Annotated in this window: 15 protein-coding genes; 7 read left to right on the forward strand and 8 right to left on the reverse strand. The window is 56.7% G+C overall.

What is annotated here, in order from left to right:
• Positions 1 to 97: 97 nt before the first annotated feature.
• From JMJ04_RS02730 to JMJ04_RS02745, 4 genes are all read left to right on the forward strand, one after another.
• Positions 98 to 1,246, forward strand: a complete 1,149-nt coding sequence (locus tag JMJ04_RS02730; RefSeq protein WP_201369031.1) for a hypothetical protein — start codon at positions 98 to 100, stop codon at positions 1,244 to 1,246.
• Between the two features lie 192 nt (positions 1,247 to 1,438).
• Complete coding sequence (locus JMJ04_RS02735; protein ID WP_201369032.1) at positions 1,439 to 2,383, forward strand: radical SAM protein; 945 nt, start codon at positions 1,439 to 1,441, stop codon at positions 2,381 to 2,383.
• A gap of 352 nt (positions 2,384 to 2,735) precedes the next feature.
• Positions 2,736 to 3,725: a polyprenyl synthetase family protein gene (locus tag JMJ04_RS02740; protein ID WP_201369033.1), complete on the forward strand. Its 990-nt coding sequence runs from the start codon at positions 2,736 to 2,738 to the stop codon at positions 3,723 to 3,725.
• Positions 3,726 to 3,759: 34 nt separating this feature from the next.
• Entirely contained in the window at positions 3,760 to 4,506 is a 747-nt protein-coding gene (locus tag JMJ04_RS02745) for a ubiquinone/menaquinone biosynthesis methyltransferase (RefSeq protein WP_201369034.1), read from the forward strand.
• A gap of 55 nt (positions 4,507 to 4,561) precedes the next feature.
• Here JMJ04_RS02745 and JMJ04_RS02750 read toward each other — a convergent pair whose 3' ends face one another.
• From JMJ04_RS02750 to JMJ04_RS02765, 4 genes are all read right to left on the reverse strand, one after another.
• Complete coding sequence (locus JMJ04_RS02750) at positions 4,562 to 6,229, reverse strand: serine/threonine protein kinase (RefSeq protein WP_201369035.1); 1,668 nt, start codon at positions 6,227 to 6,229, stop codon at positions 4,562 to 4,564.
• Between the two features lie 784 nt (positions 6,230 to 7,013).
• On the reverse strand, positions 7,014 to 7,328 hold the full coding sequence (locus JMJ04_RS46380) for a hypothetical protein (protein WP_236037897.1): 315 nt from the start codon (positions 7,326 to 7,328) through the stop codon (positions 7,014 to 7,016).
• A 458-nt stretch (positions 7,329 to 7,786) separates the two neighbouring features.
• Positions 7,787 to 8,623 (reverse strand): P-loop NTPase, encoded by an 837-nt coding sequence (locus JMJ04_RS02760; protein WP_201369037.1) that lies wholly within the window; start codon positions 8,621 to 8,623, stop codon positions 7,787 to 7,789.
• A gap of 294 nt (positions 8,624 to 8,917) precedes the next feature.
• Positions 8,918 to 9,418: a hypothetical protein gene (locus tag JMJ04_RS02765; RefSeq protein WP_201369038.1), complete on the reverse strand. Its 501-nt coding sequence runs from the start codon at positions 9,416 to 9,418 to the stop codon at positions 8,918 to 8,920.
• A gap of 251 nt (positions 9,419 to 9,669) precedes the next feature.
• On the opposite strand from JMJ04_RS02765, the gene JMJ04_RS02770 reads away from it, so the two are divergent.
• The 3 genes from JMJ04_RS02770 to JMJ04_RS02780 all read left to right on the forward strand — a co-directional run bounded on the left by JMJ04_RS02770 (position 9,670) and on the right by JMJ04_RS02780 (position 12,469).
• On the forward strand, positions 9,670 to 10,479 hold the full coding sequence (locus JMJ04_RS02770; protein WP_201369039.1) for a Cof-type HAD-IIB family hydrolase: 810 nt from the start codon (positions 9,670 to 9,672) through the stop codon (positions 10,477 to 10,479).
• A gap of 206 nt (positions 10,480 to 10,685) precedes the next feature.
• Entirely contained in the window at positions 10,686 to 11,186 is a 501-nt protein-coding gene (locus JMJ04_RS02775) for a peroxiredoxin family protein (RefSeq protein WP_201369040.1), read from the forward strand.
• 62 nt (positions 11,187 to 11,248) lie between these two features.
• On the forward strand, positions 11,249 to 12,469 hold the full coding sequence (locus tag JMJ04_RS02780) for a trans-sulfuration enzyme family protein (RefSeq protein WP_201369041.1): 1,221 nt from the start codon (positions 11,249 to 11,251) through the stop codon (positions 12,467 to 12,469).
• Positions 12,470 to 12,539: 70 nt separating this feature from the next.
• Here the strand turns inward: JMJ04_RS02780 and JMJ04_RS02785 are convergent, their stop codons facing one another.
• The 4 genes from JMJ04_RS02785 to JMJ04_RS02800 all read right to left on the reverse strand — a co-directional run bounded on the left by JMJ04_RS02785 (position 12,540) and on the right by JMJ04_RS02800 (position 18,674).
• On the reverse strand, positions 12,540 to 13,541 hold the full coding sequence (locus JMJ04_RS02785) for a BON domain-containing protein (RefSeq protein ID WP_201369042.1): 1,002 nt from the start codon (positions 13,539 to 13,541) through the stop codon (positions 12,540 to 12,542).
• Positions 13,542 to 13,889: 348 nt separating this feature from the next.
• Complete coding sequence (locus tag JMJ04_RS02790) at positions 13,890 to 14,486, reverse strand: DUF4126 domain-containing protein (RefSeq protein WP_201369043.1); 597 nt, start codon at positions 14,484 to 14,486, stop codon at positions 13,890 to 13,892.
• Between the two features lie 119 nt (positions 14,487 to 14,605).
• Complete coding sequence (locus tag JMJ04_RS02795) at positions 14,606 to 15,988, reverse strand: glycoside hydrolase family 1 protein (protein WP_201369044.1); 1,383 nt, start codon at positions 15,986 to 15,988, stop codon at positions 14,606 to 14,608.
• A 280-nt stretch (positions 15,989 to 16,268) separates the two neighbouring features.
• Positions 16,269 to 18,674 carry an FAD-dependent oxidoreductase gene (locus JMJ04_RS02800; RefSeq protein ID WP_201369045.1) on the reverse strand — a complete coding sequence of 802 codons (2,406 nt, stop codon included), beginning with the start codon at positions 18,672 to 18,674 and terminating at the stop codon, positions 16,269 to 16,271.
• Positions 18,675 to 18,684 lie beyond the last annotated feature (10 nt).

Raw genomic sequence — 18,684 nt, forward strand, 5'->3', positions numbered from 1 at the left:
ATGACCGACGGGAGGGACAAACGATCTTGCCGTTATCCACCATTCTTAATTACATTACATACCCCCATAACAAGAGAAGACACTTTTGAAAGGAACTATGACCAGAAACTTCAATCCACAGCGAAGAGATGGCGCGCGCCCACCGTACCGCGATTCATCCTCTTTTGGTACATCTGATGGTCAGCAACAGGGCAATACTCAACGCCCAGGCAAAGTACGCCTCAATCGCTCCATTGTTGATCGCGCCTGGCAAAATGGGGCCCAGCGCAATCACGCAGACTACCGCCCACGCACAACCAGCAACAACTCATTCAATACGCCTTCTAATGGTCAGCACTCCCGTCCCAACCATTACAACGGCAATACCGGCGCTCCCAACTATAATCGCCCCAATCAGCATACTGGCCCTCGCCCCGGATTCTCCTCTCCATCACATGACCAGGCCCAGTATCCAGAGCGTCGACGTCCCTACAACAACAATAATACGAATACGCCGAATTTCGCGCGCCGTGGCAATGAACAGCCTGAATGGGAGTCGGGGCAGGAGCGTTACCCCTCCCATGGCGGAACTCGCCCACATGGCGGTCGCTTCCAGGGTTCAACTGGCCCTCGCCGTCCCTACGGTGCAGGACCCAATCGCTTCGAGCACGACCAGGCACCGCGTCGATTCGAGCGTGATTCCACGCCTCGTCGCTTCGAGCAGAATCAACCTCCTCGCCGCTTCGAGCGCGATTCCACGCCTCGTCGCTTCGAGCAGGACCAGCCTCCTCGTCGCTTTGAGCGCAATTCTGCTCCCCGGCGTTTTGAGCAGGATCAGGCACCGCGCCAATCCCACACAGGTCACTTCGAGGGCGACTACGAGTCGTTTAACGAAGAGGCTCGCACGCCTCGCACGCGTAACTTTCGCCAGGCCGAGAAGACTCAGCAGCCTGAGTTCCATGTGACCCGCCTCCCCGATGGACGCGTGCTCAAGGGACCTCGCCCGGTACAGCGTCGCAACGCCGAGTTCTGGACCGGGATCGACGAGGACGCCGATAACTTACTCAAGCCCGTCACACCAGCAGAGCCTGCCGAGGGGACACCAGCCAAGAAAAAAGTGGCCAGGAAGCAGGATGCAGACAAGCCATCAGACGCGAAGGCCAGAACCCCTCGTGCGAAGAAGGCTACCAAGGGCGAGAAGAAACCACGCACGCCTCGGGGACCTAAGCCCTCACATCCCGGCTATAAATGGCCCTCACAGGACTAAGCTACTGGCTCGACACATAGGGTATACTAGGTATATCCGTTGACCAGGACCTGGCCCTAGAGGGTCAGGCATACAAGAACAATTAACATAAGAGTGTCCGGTCATCGCAGAGAAGGCTGGGCACTCTTCTTAGCGCTAAAGGCGTCTTGACCATATCCGATCATTTCGCAATCTCGCACTTGGAGTTGCCAGATGCTTTATCCCAGTTACCTTCAACTCTATGAAACCGGTGAACTAGCCGAGCGCGCGGCCGCTGCCTGGGAAGTCCTACGCAGTTGTACTATCTGCCCACAGAACTGCCGCTGCAACCGTATCGCGGGCAAGACTGGCGTCTGCCACTCGGGGACCGAGGCCATCGTCGCCTCCTGGAACGTCCATCGCCGCGAAGAGCCACCCATCAGCGGGACGCGGGGAGCCGGAACCATCTTCTTTGGCTACTGCCAGGCTCGCTGTACCTACTGCCAGAACTTCTCGCTCAGCCAGGGCGGCCTGGGCCATCGTGTCACCCCCGAACGCCTCGCGGATATGATGATGTATTTGCAGAAGAAACGCTGCCACAACCTGGACCTGGTGACTCCAACCCACTTCGTACCACAATTCCTGGCAGCCCTGGTCATTGCCTGTGAAAAAGGGCTACGCCTGCCGATTGTATACAACTGTGCAGGCTATGAAAACCTGGAGACATTAAAACTCCTGGATGGCGTCATCGATATCTATTTACCCGATGCCAAGTACTCAGACAACAAAAACGCGTTACGCACCTCGAAGATGCCTCGCTACGTGGATTATAACCAGGCGGCGCTCCGCGAGATGTACCGCCAGGTTGGTCCCCTACAGCTCGATGAGGAAGGCATAGGGAGACGTGGGCTGCTTATCCGCCACCTGGTCATGCCTGAGGATATCTCTGGTACACGTGAGGTCCTGCGCTGGATCGCCGAGGAACTGGGGCCAGATACTCCCATTAGCTTGATGGATCAATACTTTCCCGCCTGGAAAGCCGTCAACGATCCCGTGCTCAATCGGCGCTTAAGCTGGAGCGAGTACCGTACGGCCCTCGATGTGCTCGATGAGTTCGATTTCACCAATGGCTATGTCCAGGAAGACCTGGTCGAGATCGATACCACCGCTGAGGTGTAATAAATTGGTGTCGTGGTGTGGAGGTGCCAGGCGGTCTGCAGTCGCCTGGCACCTCCACACCACGACACCAATCGGGATATCTTAACAAGCTTGGACAAAGCGCGTTATAATCTGATTAGCAACTACCTTGTTAAACTTTAACATGGCTCTTTTTTTATGATCGTTCGTACCTATAAAGTCGCTTGTTTCGCCTTGTCAGAGCGCTGACAGTCAGGGGATGCCTTAGTACTGTGCCTACAGACATCCAAAGGCTACTACCTCCTTATGCGAAAACCAACGCCGCTCACGCGGCTAGCGCTCACGCGCTCAGGTTTTCGGGAGGCACTACCATGAGGAAATGGAGAATCCTACCATGAACACAACGGCCACTTTGAGCCGACTCTTTGCCGGTATCCAGGCTGATCTCGACACGGTCGATAAGACGTTTCAAGAGCGAGCAACCTCAGGGCTGACGATCCTCAACTCGGCCTCGATGCATGCCCTGGGCGCGCCAGGCAAGCGACTGCGTACCGCGCTCACCCTGCTGGCTGGCAAACTCAATACCTATCGCTTTGAGAAACTGCTACTCTTGAGTGTGGCCTTCGAAATGACACATCTAGCTACGCTCATTCACGATGACATCGTTGATGAGTCAAGCACCCGGCGCGGCAACCCCACCGTCAATGCCCTTTTTGGCGATAAGATCGCGATCCTGCTTGGCGACTACTACTTCGCCAAAACGGCGGGCCTGATCGCCGACATCGAGGACCCCCGTATCGATCACCTCTTCTCCGACACTGTCGCCACTGTCTGTGAGGGCACCATCCTGGAGATGATGACGGCAGGCAATATCGATCTGAGTAAAGAGACCTACTATGAGAAAACCAAGAGCAAGACCGCCTGCCTGATGGCCGCCTGTAGCAAGGGTGGCGCGATCATCAGTGGCGCGACCCCAGAAGAGATCGAGCTACTGCACGCCTATGGCATGCACCTGGGTACCGCCTTCCAGATCATTGATGATATCCTTGACTATACCCAGGATCAATCAACGATTGGCAAGCCCGTAGGCAATGACCTGCGCCAGGGCATGGTCACGCTCCCCCTCATCTATGCCTTGCAGGATGCGCCCCAGAACGGGCATTACCAGCAAGTGAAGACCCTGCTCGGGGAGAAGACCCATAAAGACGAGGAGATCAGCGAGATCGTGGAGTGGGTCACCCAGGGCAACGGCGTGAAGCTGTCGCTGCTGGATGCTCATGCCCAGGCCAACAAGGCGCGCGAGGCTCTCTATCACTTCCCGGCCTCGCCCGACCGCGATGTGCTTGATGAGCTGATCGATTTTGTCCTGATGCGGAAGAAATAACTATTCATAAACTCTACAAGGAAGCCTCTTAGCTATGTCTGCAAAATTGTCTCTCGAAGAAAAATTTAAGGAAACTGGCGGCAAGAAGCCCTATGTGCGGCGTCTCTTTGGGCGTATCGCGGGCATCTATGATATCATGAACCGTCTGATGAGCCTGGGGCTCGATCCCTACTGGCGCAAGCGGGCCGCACGCTACCTGGCCCTGGCAACTGGCGAGACCGGCCTTGATCTGGGCGCGGGCACCGCTGACCTCTCGATCTCGGTCATTCGCAACTCGGGACCCGGCACCCATATGATTGGGATGGATATCACGCCTGAGATGCTAGAGGTTGGCGAGAAGAAACTCAGGCGTATGGGCCTGCAAGACCGCATCGAGCTACGCGTCGGCGACGCCGAGAATATCGATCTCCCCGACAACAGCGTCGATGGCTGCTGCTCCGCCTTTACGGTGCGCAACCTGACCAATATCGGCAGGGGCTTCAGCGAGATGCTGCGTGTTGTGCGCCCCGGCGGGCGCGTCGTCTGCCTGGAGATCAGCCATCCACCCGGCAAGATCTTCGGTACGCTCTTCTATCTCTACTTCTACAAGCTTGCCCCCCTCTTTGGCACCATCCTGGGCAAAGCCTTCGAGGAGTATAACTATTTGCCCAACTCACTGACGACCTTCCCCAAGGCTCCCCGCGTCAAGGAGATCATGGAGGAGGCCGGATGGAGCGATGTGCGCTACTACTACCTCAACGGTGGTCTCGTCGCCATCCACGTCGGCACCAAACCCGAATAGGCAACATACACTGCGTGAGGCCCGACGCTACTAAAGTACGCGTCGGGCCTCTTTCTCATAGAAATCCCTGGCTGGCCCAGACCAGGACAATCACACAGAGCATAATCGCGCCCAGCCAGAGCAGGGATTGCAGCAGGTCATTGCCCTCGCTCATGGGCGGGAGATCCTCTGGCTGTGGAAGCTGTGACTTATCTTCATCCTCCAGGTCACCAAGCATACTGGGGAGCATCTGGGCCACGCTATCCGTCGGGCGACGTTCGCCCGGGAGGGCGCTATTAAAAGATACCGGGGCCACGCTGGTAAACGAGGCGCCCGAGGCCGAGACAATCGCTCCCATGCTCGATGTCGTTCCCCCCATGCGCCAGGACAGCAGGTCCTGCTTCAGTTCAGCGGGACTTTGATAACGCTGAACAGCCAGGGGGCGCAGGCCACGCGTAAGTATGGCATCTAACCGCGGCGAGACCTGAGGTGCGACCCGCCTGGCGGATGTAATAGTATTGCTCGCCGGATCACGCTCAGGCGCCCTCCCCGTCACAGCATGGTAGGCTGTCGCCAGCAGCGAGTAGAGATCCGAGCGCACATCGAGTTTACCACTTCCCATTTCGGGCGCGGCATAGGGCGAGAGGCGCGCCTGCTCCCGGTCAACTTCATACTGCCCCCCAGAACCAGACTGCACAACCGAGAAACCCGTCAGCGCGTATTGCGCACCATAGCGGCTGATCACAATATTTTCGGGACAGATCAAGCCATGCATAAGTGGGGGCTTTTGCGTTGAGAGCGCCTCCAGGACTTCCACGATATGCACACAGAGGCATACGACCTCCTGTTCAGAGAGAGGCCCTGCCACGCGTTGTAGGCGTGCTATGAGCGTCTCGCCCTCCAGTGGCTCAAAAACAAAGAAGTTGCGCCCATGCTCCATAAAGGCATCCCAGAGCGCGGGAACACGCGGAAGGCGACCAGCCTCCATCAGGGCCACGGTCGCGTTCCGTAGCAGGGCCTGAGTGCGCTCGCGTCCCTCCGCCAGTTCAACCTCTTTGATGAGCACCAGAGCGCCCGCGCGCTGAGCATCCTGGGCACGCCAGGTCGTTTCATAGGTACCTGACTTCCACTCATGACGCGTTTGCGGCTCGCTCAAGCGATAGCGCCCATTGCGCAGAAGGGACCCTGAGACCAGCACGGGCGCGCCCGCTGGCTGACTGGTATCAGCCAGCGGGCGCGCCCCCATCCCTGAGCGAGCAGACTCGCCACCGGCCTGCTCGATACTTCGTAGCGAGGCGATATTATTGGCCAGACGGTTCACACGTGCGGGCAGCGACGATGGCGAGAACTCGCTGCGACCAGGCTGGGCCGGTAAGGACTGAGAGCGCAAAGGTGGGGTCATCTGCGGGTAACCCGGCAGAGCCTGCGCAGAGCGAGGCATCGCCTCCTGGGAGCGCTGCCCCCCCGGCACCCCTGGACGCGGTAACGACCCTGGAACCGCCTGGGATGCTCCTGGTGGAGGCGTAGCAACGTAGCGCGCCTGCCGTACACGCTGCTCATTGCGTTCTCGCAGGGGGCTGCGCGCTTGAAACGTCGAGGCGGTAGCAGTCGCCTTGCGCGCTTCGCCATCCTCATCTTCAGGAGGTGAGCCTTGCGTCTGCGTAGCCGCCGCGTCCTGGGCAGCGGTCCCCGTACCCGCCATCGGGACAAACATTTCACACCGCTCACAGGGCTTCTGTGTCACATCCCCCTCATAACCACACCGCGGACACACCATCTCTTCTTACCACCTCTCAACTCACTAACAGATCAAATGCCCCTTCGATAAATTGATATACGCAACGAGCTATCCTCACATAGGCACCACGCCGCGCCCCCAGAATGGGGGGTTGATGACTCCTTCAGAAAATGCACCACCCTCGGTAGGGACCAGCTTTAGCGCGTCCGAAGGCCATTCATGGCAGTTCGGCGCTAGCCAAAACTTTTAGTGGGCAACAAATGACCCACCACCCGAGATGGTGCTGGGAAACGTTTGGGGCTGCGCCCACAGGCGATCAATCGCCTTCGGACACGGTAAACCGGGTCCCTACCAAGGTCTGCGCGTTTCAAATGTGCCGGCAAAGTCATAAATCGTGCGCCTATGATGGACGTACAGGCCAAATAATTCCAAGAAAATAATATATATACTGACTCTTCAAGTATAAGCTTACGCTCAGAAGGTGTCAATATACGTATCTACTTGTACTATTTTATCTCTTAGGCTACAAAATTTTCTATTTTCTTGTGCATCAAACACATAGTTATGCTGCGCTAATCTTTGCCTTTGCAGCCAATAAATGAGAAACAATTCTTTGTGCTCAAAAACGTGAGGGAGCTTTTTGAAAGCACCCTCACGTTTTTGCAACTCTCGACTTCGGTATCGAATGCCAGTGGAGAGGTAGACGCCCTCACCAGTGCCTCCAATGAGGAACCAACTATCTCTCCATCTTGAGAGCGTTTTTGGGAGGAACGCTCGAAACCTTCGCTGATTAGCGGCACTTCCCGGCTGGCATGACCATCTGAGACACCAGAGTGTTTGGACTTGTGACCAATACGCCTCCCGGCGCTGGATAGGTATGGTCACCTGGAAGACTTCCTTGCCATGTGAACGTGTAGTTTGAGAGGTACTGACCAGGCAGAATAGTTAACTTTTCCGCCGTTTGGGAACGCCCATTGTTGGTGGTATAGGAGAACACAATCGTTCCCCCATTTGGGCCTGAGACGACATGGAAGACGGCATTGTAGGTGACTTGAATGTAAGAGCCGCATCTCCATAGCGAGGTGGTGCTTGGGGTAACAGACATATCAATGCTTGTTACCCTGAAGGTTGAGGCGTTCGTCGTGATTACATTGGTTGAACCGCTCATCCTGACTACATTGGTTGAACCGTTCGTCGTGACTTCATTAGTTGAAGATGCTGAGTGTGAGTGAGATGGGGAAGTTGTTGCTGCATTAGCTATACGGCTACCTATGACACTCCCAAAGGATACTATTCCTACTACGAGCAAACAGACTATGATGGCGAATGTTTTTCTTCTCCTGTTGTCGCTCCACATTGAGGTACCTCCTTTACAGAACCTCCGTAGACGAGAGTTGGCTGTGTTTGGCCTTCTCGTTTGATATCGTTACCCAACATGAGCTGCGACATCAAAAACCTACTACTCTAGTAATGCTTGCAATTGTTGTTTCGTTCCGGTCCAACACATCATCTTCCGAAGTGTTGCTAAAATAGTGTCTGTAAAGATGCCCTTTAGTTTCTCCTTCATGCTTCCCCCTCTCGCTCTTCGGCGAGACGCTGGGTGACCTTCTGTGCCATTTCGCTAAAGACGCATGCCGCCGCCGATTCGGGCATACTTACGACCACCTGATAGCCCTGGTCGCTCATTGAGACCACGCCGGGGTCCAGGGGGATATCGCCGAGAACCGGCACGGAATCAAGGGCATTGCGCTGTTCAGTGCTACGAGGAAAGGCCTCAAATAGTTCTCCACAGTGGGGACATAGGACGCTCCCCATGTTATGCACCACGCCCAGCACCGGCACATGCGCGCGCTGGAACATCGCCAGCGCCTTGGCGGTATCGATGCGTGCTATATCCTGGGGCGTCGTGACCAGGACCGCTCCATCCACAACTAGCTCACGGCAGAAGGTATCCTGCGGCTCGCTCGTGCCGGGTGGCAGGTCAATCACTAAATAATCCAGCTCGCCCCAGTCCACGGAGAAGAGCAACTGGCGCATCAGCAGTCCCAGCGCATCGGGCATCGGAGCCACCGCCTGCTCCTCACCTATAAAGAAACCTACTGAGATAATTTTAACACCATAGCGCGTGAGTGGCTGAATCTTACGTTGCTGAGTCTTGAGGTCCGCCAGGGGCAAAGCCGCGCTCCAGCCCTTGCTCTCCGACCGCTTACGCACTCCTAACATCAAGGGAATGCTGGGACCATAGGCATCGCCATCCAGCAAGCCCACAGACGCTCCTTGTTTCGCTAACGCAACCGCCAGGTTGACACTGACCGTCGATTTACCTACGCCCCCCTTACCACTTCCCACAACCAGTAACGCACCAATATTCTCCAAACGCTTGCGTGCTTCTCTAGGCATCTGAATTACACTCCTTGTCTCTTTCTCAACCTTATCCCGTTAGTATAGAAGTAGTATAGTATGTATACATTAATACTTCCAGTCCTGAGCCTCTTTCATATACATGTTAAGCATCACCCCTTCCCATCAACTTTTTGATGGAAGGGGTGATGCATGCGTGGATAGAGACAAGATGACCTGAGCTAGCTTACTACTTCTCCGAAAACCTGAGCGCGCGTGTCCCCGAATGGGGGAAGCGCTAGGCACGCCAGTGACGTTGGGTTTCGGAATAAGATCTTAGTGTAGTGAAGTGGGTTACGCTCCACATGCCCCTACAGCCGCTTGCGGGCCACAAAGCTGGTTGCCCATACCTACGCCAGCAGAAAAGCGTACCTGGTTTCCAGGCAGCAGGGTCAATGTCGCTTCTGAACCAACGGGACACACATTTCCAGATGTAATTGTCCCATAAGCGACATTACCGTCTACCCTGGAAAACTGTATATTTTCTGTATAGCCGTCGATAATACCTCCCTGTGACGAATCACACGGCTGCTTTACCCCAGGACCACACCAGGTATAGGTGCGCGCACCAAAATGTGCCTGACCATCTGCGTTAACGACCACGTCTGCCCCATGAGCATACCAGAAACCAACAAACCTGCTGAAATCAGGCACCTTCCTCGACATATATGTATCAGTTGCTATTGAAGTAAAACGTGTAGCAGCCCTGGCAGCATCAGTGGTATATCCCATGAGCAGCAGCGCAAACAGCCCACTTAATACGGTCAGAACAACAGCTTTTGCAAAAAGTCTCACAGAGCTCCCCTTTTCGCTTTAGCACATCAAAACACTTTAATGTGTTAAAAAACCATAAAAGTACTACCAATCTTAATATGAGCAGGCACTACAAAAACACTTCATCTCTGGACACCTGTATTTATATCACTCTGAACAAACACCAGCACACTCACAACATCGGACTCTTATAAACGGCTGGTTGCCTGAGATATGTTACAATGGCGGGCGAGACATATGTACAGGCTATCTCAATTTAGGAGCTCTTTTCTATGTATCGTTTGCTGGCACTCGACCTCGATGGCACGCTGCTCGATCCTAAGCGCGTAATCACGCCGCGCACACATGAGGCGCTCAGACGGGCCGTTGAGGTGGGCGTAACCCTGGTGATCGCGACCGGGCAGACCTTTCCCGCGCTCCTCTCGCTCTGTCCCGGCGTTCCCCTCAACGGACCACAGATCGTCTATAATGGCGCAATCATCGCCGACGTAGCCGATGGCTCGCCCCTCTATGAACAACTCGTTCCAGATGAATATATTCTGCCCACATTGGGCGCCCTGCAGGAACAGGATGTCTTTCGCGTCTACCATACCCACGAGCGCGTCTTCGCCGACACGGGAACGCCCGGCGCCAGGAACTGGTATCTTCCGCCCGCACCCACAGCCGTAGAGGTCCCGGACGTGGCGGAGCTCTATCCCCAGCCCTGCATCAAGCTGGTGGGCGTCTGTGATCCAGCCGAGCTGGCACGCAAACGCGTATATTTTGAGGAGCTCTTCGCCTCGCAGCTCTACGTCACCCAGGCCGCCTCGGACCTGATTGAGTTTCTGCATCCCGCAGTCTCCAAGGGGCACGCTCTCCTGAAGATCGCCAGTATGCTTGGCATCTCATCAAACGAGATCGCCGCCATTGGAGATAACCACAACGACATCGACATGCTGCGTTTCGCGGGCCTGGGCATCGCCATGGGCAACGCCTCCGAGGAAGTAAAGGCCGCCGCCCACCATGTCACGCGCAGCAACGCCGAAGACGGTGTCGCCCTCGCCATTGAGGAGCAAATCCTGCCCTTCATTACCCCGGCATAGTCCCGGTTCGCAAGCCCACCTTTTCAGGGATTATATACACATATATGATGTGAGCGTATGATGGACATTGTTCGCCATACGCCCCCATCTCTATCCTCTCAGCGCCGCAGGCGCGAAGAGCGTGGACGCGCTGCCACAATATGCGGTACTATATAAGCCAATAGGGAAGATATGTTGTAGTGACTCACAAAGGGAGAGCTTCAAAGATGAATGACGAACAGAATCAAGCACCTAATAATCTGGTGAAGGACCAGATTATTCCGGCCTTTACGCTGCCGGGACCCGATGGTATGCCGCATAGCCCCTGGGATTATAAGCAGCGCGAGCATCTACTGCTGCTCTTCATCCCCAGCCTCACCGATGCGCGGGCGCGAACATGGCTCAGTGGCTTCGTGGAGCAGTACCGTGCCTTTCGCGATGAGATGTGTGCTATTCTAGCCATCACGCCTGATCCTGTTCTGAAAAACCTCCAGGTCCAGGAAGAGCTGCACCTGCCTTTTCCCCTGCTAGCCGATCCGCAAGGGAGCGTTATCGCACGCTATACGCAGTGGGAATCCGCCACACGCACACTGCTTCCAGGCGTGGTGCTGGCGGATCGCTATAACGCGCTTTATCAACAGGGCTTCACACAGGATGAAGAGGCTCGCCCCTCCATCGCAGAGCTATTGGCCGATCTCCGCTATATCAATACGCTCTGTACGCCCTGAGAACACCGGCCCCCGGCGCTCCCGCCCGGTTATCGCTTCTACAGTAAAGAGGTTGCTTGCTCATGACAGACTACAATACTAACTGGCACCTGGACACACAACTCATCCATGAAGATCGGAGTGCACGCTCGCGCTACCAGACTGGCACACCAACCGTCCAGCCCATTCACGCCAGCACGACCTATATCCACGAGAGTTGCGAGGCCCTGGACCAGGCCTTTAGCGGCAAGACGCCCGATGGGGACGCCGCCTTCGTCTACGCTCGCCAGGGCAATCCCAACGCCCAGACGCTTGAAGACGCCCTGGCCCGCGCCGAGCGAGGCGTAGGAGCCATCACCTTTGGCTCAGGCATGGCGGCCATCAATGCCGCGCTCATCACAGCAGGCCTGACCAGTGGGACCAAGATCCTGGCCTCCAAAGACCTCTACGGCCCCTCAATTGGCCTCTTGCAGGCCCACTACATCCCCAATGGCGTTGAGGTCGTACTCAAAGATCTCTGCGTACCGGAGGTTGGAGCCATCATTCGCGAAGAGCAACCAGACGTTGTTTATTTAGAGACCATCTCCAACCCCCTGGTCAAGATCGCTGACCTCGACGCCATCAGCGCCGCCGCGCAAGAGGTCGGGGCCATTACCGTGATCGATAGTACATTCGCGACCCCCTATTTAATTCGCCCACTCGAACACGGCTTTGACCTGGTCGTCCACAGCACTACCAAGTATATCAGCGGGCATGGAGATAGCACAGGTGGGGCCGTCATCAGCTCCAAGAACTCACTGATGGGAAACCTGCGCACCAACGCTAACCTGCTGGGCGCCATGCTCAGCCCCTTCGAGGCACACCTGACCATGCGCGGCCTGCGCACCCTGGCTCTACGCATGGAGCGCCATTGCAGCAACGCCAACCAGGCTGCGGCCTTCCTGAACGAGCATCCCGCCGTCGAGTGCGTCCACTTCCCCAGCCTCGCCAGCCACCCACAGCATGCGTTAGCAGAGCACCTCATTGGCCAGGGGCGCTATGGCGGCCTGCTCTCCTTCGAACTCAAGGAGCAGAGCCAGGAGGCCGTCTATCGCTTTATGAACCGGCTCCAGCTCTGTCTACCTGCCACGAGCCTGGGCGATGTCTTCTCGCTCGTCAGCTACCCGCCCATGTCCTCGCACCGCACGCTCAGCGACAAGGAGCGCCGCAACCTGGGCATCAACCCCGGCTGCATCCGCCTCTCCGTTGGCATCGAGCACATCGACGACATCCTGAGTGATCTAGACCAGGCGTTGAGAGGGTAAAAGTGTACAAAAAGAAGAAAAGGAGCGTAGGGCGTGCCCTACGCTCCTTTTCTTCTTTTTGTACTGATAGTTATTTGGTGTGGCGAATATATTTGCCGGGGATCTGGTCCTGGGTCTCCTGGCTTTCGGTGCTGGAGAGGACATAGAGCATGGAGGTGGCGGGATTGACCCGCAACTCGTTCTCTACGGAGCGCACGCCGGGGAACTTGCTGGCAATCTCTTCAGCGGACTGCTTCTGTGCCTCGTTGTGGACGCTACCGCTCAGGCGGACGTTGCCCAGGCGTGGATAGACGCCAATCGGCAACTCCTGCGTGCGGGGATCATGCGCCATGGCCATCGCAAGCTGGCTGGCCAGCGTATCATCAGCCACCAGGCGATTCTTGATCTCCAGCAGGCCAGGGACACCTAGGGCCTGGTTGGTGACAACATCGGAGCGCAGCGAGCTAGAGATGTTGCCCTCCAGGTAGAGCACGCTATCGAGCACAAGGATATCCATGCCCTTGAAGTCTATATGGAGCGGCCCCAGCTCGAAGAGAATCTCTTCAACCTCGTTCTGAAGCTCGCCATCGGGGCGATAGTTCGGTAGGCTCTGCAAGGTAGCCTCGGGCAGCGAGGCCTCGATGCGACCGCTCTCCAGGCGCGAGAGATAGCGTCTCGCCAGCAGTACGTCCTGCCCCTTCAGGCTCTTGGCGACCACGTAGGCCAGTTCGCCACTGCCAGGATGCACGGCGATCAGGTAGAGTGCGCCCGTCGAACCCGATTCGCTATGATGCACCTGCGAACGGCTATCGAACATAGCGGCGCCGGGGGCCTCTTTGCGCGCCTGCTCCAGCTCATCACGCGAAATAGTCAGGTTGACGCCATTGCTGGAGGCGCTCGCGACCGTGTTGAAGGGCACATAGACGGTGCGGCCCATAAAGCGACCTAAGCGCACACCCAGCACAATGGCCCGCCAATCTCGGGCATCAAAGCCTATATGGGTCAGCGTCCCACTCTCACCATCGGAGCAATAGACCTTGCTGCCAAAAATAAATTTCTGCATCTCAGAGATTGATGTCGTCGTCGTTTCCATAAAACATTATTCCTGCTTTATTATGTAAGATACTCTCAGCGCCTGCGACGCTTCTCAGGGGGTATGGTATGTGGTGAGCAAAGACCAGTGGCCTTTGCTCACCACATACCATACCCCGCGAGCCACATAGTGATGAGAAACCTTGAGGTAGATACACTTTTCTAAAGTATACAACAAACAATGTCAGTGAACATTAGTAATTGCTCACTGACACATTCATCAGATCTACTATCTAGTACACGTTTCTCAGCTACATTTGGGTGAATGATGTGGAGAGCCCCTGGCGGCCTATGACCGCCAGGGGCTCTCCACATCATTTACTCAAGCGAGCGCCGCTGGCGCGAGAAGTCACACCGACGACATGGTTTTGGCCTGCTGGCGACGCTGGCGGCGCGCTCGCAGCCGCTTCACGATCTTCGTGCCTACAAAGATGAAGAGCGCAAGACAGAGCACAACAATCACGACCATCACCGTAGGCGCCAGCAGCGAGAGTATGACCGAGATGACCATCCCTATGTCTTCCAGGATACTGATCCCGATGTTGAGAAAACCCGCCGTTCCCACGGTTGAGGCAGCACGTGTGGTGGCCTTGGTCGCGTGCGTCACGCCCGCGATACTCCCCCCCACGATCAGTGGGATCGCCAGGGCAGCCCCGGAAGTATGACCAGAGGCGGCCGCGGCCACCAGCGCGCCCGCGATGGGACGCACTATGGTATGAATGATATCCCAGACATGATCCACACCAGGGATTTTATCCGCGAAGAGATCGGCCAGAGCCAGGATGGCCAGCGCGATCATAAACCAGTCGCTTGTGATATACGCAAAGTCAGGATTAACTCTGTACAGATGAAAGAAACGCGCCGCGATCGCGTACGACAGGAGTGGCATATAGGCGTTAATGCCCGATGAGAAGGCCAGGCCAATGCCAGACGCTGTAATATCCATGCATTCCTCTTGATGAATCAGTTATGAAAGCTTGATGCAAAAACCACAACACCCGAATAAAGATTCTATGTATAAGGACGCACAAATGTTCCATGGATCAAATCTGACAGCTTAAGCAACTACACATGCAAATGCTGTAGCGCTTCACGAGGGCCAAAAATGCTCTCCAGGGCTTTAGGAGCGTAACGCGCCACAATCTCCTCGGTAATCGCGTTGGCACGACAGATCTCACCAAACATGCTGGCGCTGCGCCGGGGCGTACGCCGCTGCGTTCGAGGGTCCAGGTCGATCAGGCCAAAGCGCACATGCCAGCCATTATTCCACTCAAAATTGTCCACCAGAGACCAGTAGAAGTAGCCCTTCACCGGGATGCCATCCTGAATGGCTCGATGCGCCTGCGCCAGGTGCTCCAGAATCGCGGCTGGTCGCCGATCATCGCGGGCATCGCAGAAGCCATTTTCGCTGATGTACAGCGGCTTATTGCCACGCGTGCGCCGATAGACCTCGTACAGGACGCGATACATCCCCTCGGGATAGATCTCACCGAAATGGCCATCCAGCCCCTCGTCATTGCAGACCGCGCCCGGGCGGATCGAGCGCCTGCCAAAGGCATCGCTCGTCGCGCCTGGATCGAAGCTCACCAGTTCGCGGGTATAGTAGTTGACCCCGTGATAGTCGCGGGCGCCTGTCGCGCGCCGGATACCTGGCGTAAGCAAGTTCCAGGGGAAGGCATAGCGGCCCTCCTCTGCGAGCTTGAGCGCGTTCCAGTTGAAGAAGGAGTCCTGCACGCCTGCCACGGCGTGATCGAGTGGAGAGAGAAAGAAGGCAGGATCGAGGAGGCGGTAATGTAGGCAGTAGCCAATGCGCGCCTGGGGCTGGTGCAGCCGTATGGCGTAGAAGGCCTCTACATGGGCGCGCATGAGGTTATGCAGGACACGCAAGGCGCGCAGCAGATCGCGCTCACCCGGCGGAAACTCGCCCATCTGGTACCCCTGAACCGCGTAGACGTTTGGCTCATTCAGCGTCACCCAGAAGTCGCAGAGGTCTTTCAGCGCTCGGGTCACATAGTTGACATAGCGCAGGAAGTAGCGCACATTCTCACCACGCGTAAAGCCGCCACGCTCCGCGAACCAGAGCGGCTCGGTAAAGTGGTGTAGCGTCACTACGGGCGTCATATTGCGGCGGCGCAGATCCTGAAGCATCTCGCGATAGCGCTCAAGCGCCGAGCTATCCCATACTCCCTCGCGAGGCTCGATACGGCTCCACTCCAGGCTCAAGCGTAGCGCGTTATTCTCCATCTGTTCCGCCAGCTCAAAATCCTGCTCGGCGTTCTCCCACCAGTTGGCAGCCTGCCCACACTCCTCGCCACTGAGGATGTGGCCCTGCTGCTCCCAGCGATACCACTGGTTATTGACATTGCCTCCCTCGCACTGGTGCGACGAGGAGGCGGTCCCCCACAAAAAGCCTTTGGGGAAGCGCAACTCACGTTGTTTCGCCATCATAACCCTCTCCGACTTTGGCGGCCCGCTACTTACGTACGCGGATACTAGCATCTACCACTAACGGGCTGACAGGCAATTCTTCTTTATCCTACCATGATACACGAATGGATGCCTGCTCTTGCCTCACTTCTTCACGACCATTTTCCTCATATGATACCAGATGCACGAAATTCACTCTACAAAATACGTGGGTTGTTTCTTAGGACGCAAAGACGCCAGAGGGCCGATTCCCCCATGGGGGAATCGGCCCTCTGGCGTCTTTGCGTCCTAAGAAACTCTCTTATTCGCGGATGCCGCGGGCGGGCAGCGGGCGAACCAGCGGGCTCATGACGGGCAGGCTCTTCTTGCTGCGGGGTAGACGCTGGCGGACCAGGTAGCTGGGAGCCTGGGCCAGGTCTTGCTTCTCCAGGGTCACGTCCTCACCGAAGCGGTTGAAGAACGAGAGCTCGAAGTTGGGGGTCTCACCCAGCGCACCGTGAGGGCAGACCTCGACGCAGTCACCGCAGAAGATACAGCGGTCCAGCGCGAAGGAGTAGCGTGTCAGGTGGCGCTCGGCCATCATCAGCGAACCAGTTGGGCAGACCTGGACACAGGCGCCACAGGAGACACAGTCGGTGTCATGCAGGCTGACATTGAACGGCGTCGAGACGATGGTATCAAAACCCTTACCAAACATACCGTAGCAGTCGGGGCCGATAACGTCGTGACAGACGCGAACACACTGCGTACAGTTGATGCACTTGTTGGGATCGCGCAAGATGAAGCTGTGCGAGAGATCCGTCTCGTAGTCATGGTAGTCGGTCGGCTCGCCGTCATGGAAACGGTTATCGGCCAGGCCATGCTCGATACTGTAGCGCTGAAGGTCACACTGGCCAGCAGCCGGACAGGCACACTGGAGACAGCGGGCGGCCTCGCGCTGGGCCTGCTCCTGCACATACCCAGACTCAATAATCTTGAAATTGCGCTTGCGCTCCTCATAGGGGAGCATCGGCATCTTGACCTTAGGCTCGACCGGCTTGTAGGGCACGATGTCGAAGAGGTCGGGCTTGCGCTCCTCCAGCTCCAGGCGGCGGGAGACCTCGTCCATGTCCTCACCCATCAGGAAGGCATGCATTGAGCGCGCACCCAGTTTGCCCTGAGCGATACACTCAATGACGGTCTTGGCACCCATCTGACAGTCACCACCGGCAAAGACACCGTGGCGATCTGTCATGAAGTTATGGGGATTGGTCTGGATCGTGCTCCACTTGGTCCACTTCACACCCGACTTGGAGTCAAGCACGCGCTCATCGGGCTTCTGACCGATGGCCGGGACGACCGTGTTACAACCAACGATGAACTCGGAGCCGGGAACGGGAACCGGGCGGCGGCGGCCACTGGCATCTGGTTCGCCCAGCTTGTTACGCTGGAACTCCACGCCCTTGACCTTGCCATTCTCGGTGATGATGCGCGTCTGGCTCACATAGAGCTGCAGATGCGTACCCTCGGCCTCACCATCCTCAACCTCTTCTTCAGTCGCGCCCATCTCACTACGACCGCGGCGGTACATGGTGTGGACCTTCGCGCCCAGGCGCAGCGAGGTACGGGTACAGTCGAAGGCGGTGAAACCACCACCGATGACAACAACCTCGTCGTTCTCGCGTACGGGAACGAACTTACCCTCGACCTTTTCACCCAGGAAGGCGATAGCGTTAACCACGCCCTCGGCATCCTCACCCTCGATCTTCAGCGGATTACTGGTCCAGGCACCGATCGCCAGGTAGATGGCGTCGTAGCCCAGGGCAAAGAGGTCATCTACCGTGAAGTCTTTGCCAAGCTCGACATTAAACTGGATCTCGGCACCCAGGTCGAGTACATGCTGCAGCTCGCGATCCATCATATCCTTCTGCAAGCGATATTCAGGAATGCCATAACGCAACATACCACCAGCCTGTGGCTGCTTGTCGAAGATCTTGACCTGGTGGCCGCGCAGGGCCAGGTAGTAGGCGCAGGCCATACCAGCCGGGCCAGCACCGATGACCGCGACCTTCTTGCCGGTGGCTGGATCCTTCTCGTAGGGCACGGGAGGATCAAGCAGGCAGGTCTCAGCGGCATGACCATGCATGCGACAGATAGCGATCTCTTCCTCGACCAGCGCGCGGCGGCAGCCCTTCTGACAGGGAGCTGGGCAGACCAGGCCCAGGATATAGGGGAAGGGCAGCACCTCTTTAACCAGGCGTGCGGCCTCTTTCATCGAACCCTGCGCGATCAGCTCCAGGTAACCAGGGATATCGATGTGAGTTGGGCACTCGACCTGGCAGGGAGGCTGACAGTAGGCATTGTGGTCGGAGAGCATCATCTCCAGGTTGGTACGGCGAATGTGGAAGAGCTCATCCGAGTTCGTCGTCACCATCATGCCGGGCTGAGCAGGCGTGTTACATGAGGGCAGAGGCCGGTCGACGCCATCAATGTGCACCAGGCACATGCGGCAGGCCGAGGTCGGCTCTAGCTTCTCATCATTACACAGATTAGGGATATCTTCAATCCCATTATCAATCGCCACACTCAGGATGGTCTGGCCTTCGTAAGCCTGCATGACCTTGCCATCAATGGTCAGGGTAAAACTAGGATGGCCGACCTCGTTACGAACGAGAGGTGTCTGCTCCCGAGTGCTGACAGAAAAATTATCTCTAATTGTAATTGCCATGAATACTTAT

The sequence above is a fragment of the Ktedonobacter robiniae genome, from assembly GCF_016587375.1.
GTDB lineage: Bacteria > Chloroflexota > Ktedonobacteria > Ktedonobacterales > Ktedonobacteraceae > Ktedonobacter > Ktedonobacter robiniae.

Bases quoted from the DNA above. Each gene is read 5' to 3' on its own strand.
- JMJ04_RS02730 (WP_201369031.1), top strand. From the start codon at position 98: ATGACCAGAAACTTCAATCCACAGCGAAGAGATGGCGCGCGCCCACCG.
- JMJ04_RS02735 (WP_201369032.1), top strand. From the start codon at position 1,439: ATGCTTTATCCCAGTTACCTTCAACTCTATGAAACCGGTGAACTAGCC.
- JMJ04_RS02740 (WP_201369033.1), top strand. From the start codon at position 2,736: ATGAACACAACGGCCACTTTGAGCCGACTCTTTGCCGGTATCCAGGCT.
- JMJ04_RS02745 (WP_201369034.1), top strand. From the start codon at position 3,760: ATGTCTGCAAAATTGTCTCTCGAAGAAAAATTTAAGGAAACTGGCGGC.
- JMJ04_RS46380 (WP_236037897.1), bottom strand. From the start codon at position 7,328: ATGTCTGTTACCCCAAGCACCACCTCGCTATGGAGATGCGGCTCTTAC.
- JMJ04_RS02760 (WP_201369037.1), bottom strand. From the start codon at position 8,623: ATGCCTAGAGAAGCACGCAAGCGTTTGGAGAATATTGGTGCGTTACTG.
- JMJ04_RS02770 (WP_201369039.1), top strand. From the start codon at position 9,670: ATGTATCGTTTGCTGGCACTCGACCTCGATGGCACGCTGCTCGATCCT.
- JMJ04_RS02775 (WP_201369040.1), top strand. From the start codon at position 10,686: ATGAATGACGAACAGAATCAAGCACCTAATAATCTGGTGAAGGACCAG.
- JMJ04_RS02780 (WP_201369041.1), top strand. From the start codon at position 11,249: ATGACAGACTACAATACTAACTGGCACCTGGACACACAACTCATCCAT.
- JMJ04_RS02785 (WP_201369042.1), bottom strand. From the start codon at position 13,541: ATGGAAACGACGACGACATCAATCTCTGAGATGCAGAAATTTATTTTT.
- JMJ04_RS02790 (WP_201369043.1), bottom strand. From the start codon at position 14,486: ATGGATATTACAGCGTCTGGCATTGGCCTGGCCTTCTCATCGGGCATT.
- JMJ04_RS02795 (WP_201369044.1), bottom strand. From the start codon at position 15,988: ATGATGGCGAAACAACGTGAGTTGCGCTTCCCCAAAGGCTTTTTGTGG.
- JMJ04_RS02800 (WP_201369045.1), bottom strand. From the start codon at position 18,674: ATGGCAATTACAATTAGAGATAATTTTTCTGTCAGCACTCGGGAGCAG.